The organism is Bowmanella dokdonensis (assembly GCF_017254865.1).
Classification (GTDB): domain Bacteria; phylum Pseudomonadota; class Gammaproteobacteria; order Enterobacterales; family Alteromonadaceae; genus Bowmanella; species Bowmanella dokdonensis.
On sequence record NZ_JAFKCV010000143.1, the window covers coordinates 1 to 394 of the forward strand.

2 protein-coding genes are annotated in these 394 nt (G+C 49.0%); one reads left to right on the forward strand and one right to left on the reverse strand.

Going from position 1 to position 394, the window contains the following annotated elements; all coding sequences use genetic code 11:
• On the forward strand, nucleotides 1–238 hold a 238-nt coding region (locus tag J0A66_RS21930; RefSeq protein ID WP_338143941.1), incomplete at its 5' end, for an EI24 domain-containing protein.
• Here J0A66_RS21930 and J0A66_RS21935 read toward each other — a convergent pair.
• Nucleotides 206–394, reverse strand: a 189-nt coding sequence (locus J0A66_RS21935; protein WP_206575964.1) for an EAL domain-containing protein, incomplete at its 5' end; no start/stop codon positions are given. The two genes, J0A66_RS21930 and J0A66_RS21935, sit on opposite strands and share 33 nt — an antisense overlap.

The window sequence follows — 394 nt, forward strand, 5'->3', positions numbered from 1 at the left end:
GATCCAATACTGTGACTACCCTTTTGACAATCATAAGGTTCCTTTCCCAGTGATGCGTGACCAACTTGGTGAAGCAAAAGGCACGGCATTTTCTTTCGGTCTTGCTGTCACATTATTCGCCATGGTGCCCATTGTTAACTTTTTAGTCATGCCGGTGGCCATTTGTGGGGCTACAGCCATGTGGGTGGATAAATTTCGCCCTAAACTAGGCGCCAGATCCAACTTGAGCGGCCAGTAGACGTTCAAATTCAGCGGCCGGCAACGGCCGGCTGAAATGATAGCCCTGCATGATGTGACAGCCGTTTTGCTGTAAAAATGCCACCTGTTCCTGATATTCAACGCCCTGGGCCACCAATCCAATCCCCAAGGTTTTAGACAGTTGAATAATCGCCTT